The 5,154-nt window shown below is 30.2% G+C and carries 5 protein-coding genes; 1 reads left to right on the top strand and 4 read right to left on the bottom strand.

From position 1 onward, the window contains the following. Nucleotides 1-382: 382 nt before the first annotated feature. The 4 genes from ACTFWY_RS17475 to ACTFWY_RS17460 all read right to left on the bottom strand — a co-directional run bounded on the left by ACTFWY_RS17475 (nt 383) and on the right by ACTFWY_RS17460 (nt 3,197). Nucleotides 383-850, bottom strand: coding sequence for a Dps family protein (locus ACTFWY_RS17475; RefSeq protein ID WP_060815481.1), 468 nt, complete (start codon nt 848-850; stop codon nt 383-385). A 133-nt stretch (nt 851-983) separates the two neighbouring features. After that, on the bottom strand, nt 984-1,517 hold the full coding sequence (locus ACTFWY_RS17470; protein ID WP_113850079.1) for an IbrB-like domain-containing protein: 534 nt from the start codon (nt 1,515-1,517) through the stop codon (nt 984-986). After that, entirely contained in the window at nt 1,504-1,929 is a 426-nt protein-coding gene (locus ACTFWY_RS17465) for a hypothetical protein (protein WP_060815483.1), read from the bottom strand. Before ACTFWY_RS17465 ends, ACTFWY_RS17470 begins: the two co-directional genes overlap by 14 nt. After that, nucleotides 1,926-3,197: a DUF3440 domain-containing protein gene (locus ACTFWY_RS17460; protein WP_060815484.1), complete on the bottom strand. Its 1,272-nt coding sequence runs from the start codon at nt 3,195-3,197 to the stop codon at nt 1,926-1,928. The genes ACTFWY_RS17465 and ACTFWY_RS17460 overlap by 4 nt, the downstream gene beginning before the upstream one ends. 328 nt (nt 3,198-3,525) lie before the next feature. On the opposite strand from ACTFWY_RS17460, the gene ACTFWY_RS17455 reads away from it, so the two are divergent. Further along, nucleotides 3,526-5,154: Ig-like domain-containing protein (locus ACTFWY_RS17455; protein ID WP_439948531.1), on the top strand; the 1,629-nt coding region annotated here is incomplete at its 3' end.

Raw genomic sequence — 5,154 nt, 5'->3', positions numbered from 1 at the left:
TAGTAAAATCGTTCATAGGGAAGTCCTCTCTTCTGTGAATGTGTTGTGGTAACTCTATTCTACAGAAGGGACTTCCTTTTTTCTATTTACACAAAATATTTTACACTCTCATTGCGTATGTTCCCATCAACTCTTTGTTAAGATAATTTATAATATATATTTTTACAGTACTATATACTTATTTCTTTGATATAATTAGTTGTTAAAATCTACCTGCACTTATATTTAGATCACTTAGTGAAAAAACATCTAAGGTAGAAATAAATCTCTCCTTAGATGTTTTTGTTTTTTTATCAATCTCACTTATAGTATTCATAGAAACACTGAAAAACACTCCCTATTCACAAGGAAATATCATAACCATTCACTTGAAGTTCTGTATCTATTTATCTAACTCAGGTGAGTTACCTAACTCTGCTTTTAACATCCAAATCTCTTTTTCTAGCTCTGATTTAGAACCAATAAAAATATCCTCTGTACAGTCATCGCCTTCCTTTCCTGCAGTTTCAATCCCCTCTTCATATGTCGAAACAAGATAATTATAACCTTCCAATAAATAATCAATTTGTTCATCAATAGTTTTATTCCAAGAGCCTTTTTCTTCTTCTAATTTGGAATTTGTAAAAAACTCTTCTAGGGTTGAATACGGAGATCCATCAAGTGTAATCAGTCGTTCTGAAATTACATCTAACTGATCATTAATTTGCTCCATGAGATCATCCATTTTAGGATGTAGAAATAGAAACCTTTCTCCACGCATATACCAATGAACTTGATGTATTCTTACTGAAAATACGCTTAAATCGGCTACCAATTGATTTAATACTTTTTTTGTTTCACAAAATTTCATAATATCACTCCTAATTTAAATTTTTTTAAAAGAAATAATTCCGATTTACACATAATTTAATATAACAAATATATCTTGTCAACAATAAAATGAACGTTTATATTAAAATCGTGTTTATAAAAATCTTTACCACTTATTCATCCTTTTGTTTAGGATAATTTTTTTTTACAAATTCATCCCATGATTCACTAAATTCATGGTTCAAAAAGGCACTTTTCAACCCTGTTACTTGTTTTAATCTAAGAACTTCTTCTTTTTCCATTCCTAGTTCTTTCCCTATTTTATGATCGTCCCATCCTTCATTGACAAGCAGTAGAACTAATTCGGACATTTTATCTATTTCATGTTTCCCTCTAGCTCTATTGTGTCTAATTGTACTTGACATTCTTTGCTCCAATGGCTTATCAATTACAACTAAAGGAAGTTCTTTTAAATCAAGTTTGCTTTTTCCAATTAAATACCTATGGAACCCATCAATAATAATATATTCGTCTTTTTTATCATCATAATAGCAAACAATTGGTTGTGTATATCCGTCTTTTAAAATCGATAATTCTAAAAGCTCCATTTCAGGTTCAGCGACATGATTTGGGTTATAATTATTACTTTTTATTTTCTCTACTGGAACCATTTTTACATTTAAAACAGGCATATCAATCTTGTTCATTGATTTCTCTCCTAAAAAATAAATAATTCTTTGTCTCTCTATATTGTTTAAAACAATAATGTTTCAGATTATTTAAGTACTGATCTTTTTTTAAAGAAATTCGTACACACTTTCTTTCACATTTCTTGTCTATGAAAAATAAAACCTTCTCCAATAGATACTTTCGAGTATCGTCATTTTCATCTTCAACAAAAACATCTCCAATATCAATAAACTCATTGGAAATTTGGATGGAAGAAAATCCAATTATCCTTTCCTTGTTCATTAACAAAAACCAAATAGTACTAGGTGTATTTATTAAATAAGGTAATTTTCTTCTATATACTCTTTCAGCAAAATATTTCCCCATTAAACTGTAAAAATTTTGTTTATTGTATGGGGGTATATAAACTTTAATATCTATTTCGCTCATTTCATTCCTCCTATTTTTTGTACAATATTTTCGTACCTCTTTCCTTTTAATTGATTTATTCCCAAAAAGTCTTTATATTCTTTAAACATCTCATATAGTTCAGCTTCATCTTTTTTCGTTAAACTATAATTTCTAGTAGATAAAACAAAGTCATTTTTTTCTAAAGCTTTAGCTATCCCTTTCCAGTCATTCCAAAGTCTTTCATCTTTTATCCAATCTTTTCTTTTTGATTCATCTGGCATATCTTGGATATCCATATTATATTTATTCTTGTAATAAGCAAAAAGAATACATATCTTTCTGTAATAATGATTCATTAAAAGAGGAGAATATAATCCTAATGTTTCTAGTAAAAAAATAGAATATCTTTGCCAAGTCATAAATGAAGGTTTTTGAGAAGTATTTAATCCTAAAAGACTAGTTTTACCATATATATTTCCAAAATTAACTCCACTTACTCTTTTTACTAATTTATCCCATGTTTCAGGTTCAAGTTCAGCAAATTGATTTAACGCTTTTCTTTGTTGTAATCCGAAAGGCTGACATATTCTCATGTCCCGGTACTTATATCCAATCTTATACATTTTCTCATAGATATAATTATATTCTAGTCCACATTTAAAAGTTGCAGCCCAAATGTCATCAACTTTCCAATCAAATAAAGGATAAAACAAAATATTTCCTTCTAAAGTTATATTTATCCAACATCGATTCTTATATTTATTTTCACCTTTTGTAACAGCACTATGTCTATGTAAACTTTCTTGTGCTCTTATACCTACACCACATGATACAGCACTTTGGGGATATTGTTCTTTATACCAATTTTGAAAATAACGAAGAAATCTGTCGGGATTACCATTTGATAATGAATAATATTTCTTTAAACCGTCATCAATATTTTCCAAAGTTATGGCATTTTTAGGAAGAGAATGAATCCATTTTTCTTTTTCGCTTGGATCCCACATTTTCCATTGAGGTTGAAAAAAACTAGTGTTGTTATCCTCAAAAAAAGGTAAGCAAAAATGATAAATATTTTTTACTCTAGGTAACTGTTCAATTTTTTTTATAAAATCAACAGTTGCTGTGTAATTTGCTTCAATATTTAATATTAATAGATCAAAATTTCTATCTAATTTTTCTGCAACTAGATTAGCTAACTGAACCATTATCCCACTATCCTTACCACCACTAAATGAAAAATACACCTTGTCAAATTCTTCAAATATGTATTCTAATCTCTTTAAAGTAGCATCAAAGACATTCATTTCTCATCCCCCTAAAAAAATAAGCGTTCAATATCAATGGTAATACCTTTAAAAACTTTGTCAATAATTTTATCAATTGTTGTTTCTTATAGTATTCAAATCATATAGAATAATGTAAGGAACACCTTTAATTTATATACTATACTTACTTAAAAAAACAAAAATGGATTTTAGTCTAGTAGTATCTTACAGTTAACAAATATTATAGAAATAATTGGAATTATTATTCAAACAATATTTTTAACTTGTTTTTCCATTAAATATTATTATAATGAAAATGAACGATCATTTTTATCGTTCGAATAAATTATGTAGAAAGGATAATTTTATGGTTGGAAAAAACAATAAAAAGTTATTAGAATTAAAAAGCAATCCAATTATCAAAAAGTGGAGAATTAGTCGACTGAAAACAGGAGTTGCATCAATTGTCATATTTAGCGGGGTATTATTAAGTTCTACTATTTTTATACCTTTACATACTGTTTCAGCAGAAGAAACAGTAACTACTACTTATTATGACCAATCTAAAAATGTTAGTGATCAATTAACAAATATTAATATTTCAATATCTAATAATAAAGAGAAAGTCATATTTCCACATAATGCAGAATCGCTAACTTCAAATTATGCATTCAAAGTCCCTGACTCAGTTAATCCAAAAGATTATTTTTATATTGACTTGAGTGAAAATGCTAATTTTTATGGAATTACAGAAGCTAACTCTGTCACAATGCCTAATCTCTTAGCTCCAGATAATTCAATTATAGCAACTGGAAAATACGATATGGATACTAATCGTATTCAATACGAATTTACGGATTATGTAGCAGTGCATGATAATGTTAGTGGAAAAATTTCTTTACCGATCTTTATTGATCCAGAAGTAGTAACTAATACTTCTTATCAAACTATTACTGCGAGTATAGGCAATAGTAAAAAAGATTTGAGTCTGTTAGTGGATTATTCTAAAAATGTAGGACCTCAATATAATGCTAATGGTGCTGGTAACATATTTAATGTAGACTTGAATAACCATAATTTTTCTCATACTATCTATGTCAATTCTTTAAAACAAACTTTAGGAAATAAAAGTATTGAAATTAGAAATCAAAGAAAAGAAGAAAATGGATATAATTCTGAAATTATCTACGATAAGACAAATACTCAAATAAAAGTTTATAAAGTAAAATCAAACGGAAGACTAACCGACAGTTTTTCTATTGCTACAAATGATTCACTAGAAGACGTGACTAATCAATGCTATATTGATTTTTATGATAATAAAATTAATATTAGTTTTCCGAGCAATATTGATAACGAAACTTATGTCGTTCAATATACTTCTCCTTATACAGATAAAAAAGATATTGCTACTAGAGTAGTTATGTATGGTTACTCTCCTTATCAATTAGGCAATACTAGCTGGTACTGGGATAATTATGTAAAACTAACAGATGGAAATGCAAGTGGTGACGGTAGTGTGATATCACCTGATCCAGAAACTCCAGTAACGCCAGAGAACCCAGATCCAGAGACTCCGGTAACACCTGAGAACCCAGATCCAGAAACTCCAGTAACGCCTGAGAACCCAGATCCAGAGACTCCAGTAACGCCTGAGAACCCAGATCCAGAAACTCCGGTAACACCTGAGAACCCAGATCCAGAGACTCCGGTAACACCTGAGACTCCAGATCCAGAAACTCCGGTAACACCTGAGACTCCAGATCCAGAAACTCCGGTAACACCAGAGACTCCAGATCCAGAAACTCCGGTAACGCCAGAGACTCCAGATCCAGAAACTCCGGTAACGCCTGAGACTCCAGATCCAGAAACTCCGGTAACGCCAGAGACTCCAGATCCAGAAACTCCGGTAACACCAGAGACTCCAGATCCAGAAACTCCGGTAACGCCTGAGACTCCAGATCCAGAAACTCCGGTAACACCAGAGACTCCAGAT

The sequence above is a fragment of the Enterococcus sp. 125944 genome (assembly GCF_051909435.1).
GTDB classification, from domain to species: domain Bacteria; phylum Bacillota; class Bacilli; order Lactobacillales; family Enterococcaceae; genus Enterococcus_D; species Enterococcus_D gallinarum.
Note: the sequence above shows the minus strand (reverse complement) of the source record. Positions and strands in the feature narration are given on the sequence as shown.

What these genes read in the sequence shown, in the direction of transcription:
- ACTFWY_RS17475 (WP_060815481.1), bottom strand. Translation starts at nt 850, where the DNA reads ATGAAATTTTGTGAAACAAAAAAAGTATTAAATCAATTGGTAGCCGAT.
- ACTFWY_RS17470 (WP_113850079.1), bottom strand. Translation starts at nt 1,517, where the DNA reads ATGAACAAGATTGATATGCCTGTTTTAAATGTAAAAATGGTTCCAGTA.
- ACTFWY_RS17465 (WP_060815483.1), bottom strand. Translation starts at nt 1,929, where the DNA reads ATGAGCGAAATAGATATTAAAGTTTATATACCCCCATACAATAAACAA.
- ACTFWY_RS17460 (WP_060815484.1), bottom strand. Translation starts at nt 3,197, where the DNA reads ATGAATGTCTTTGATGCTACTTTAAAGAGATTAGAATACATATTTGAA.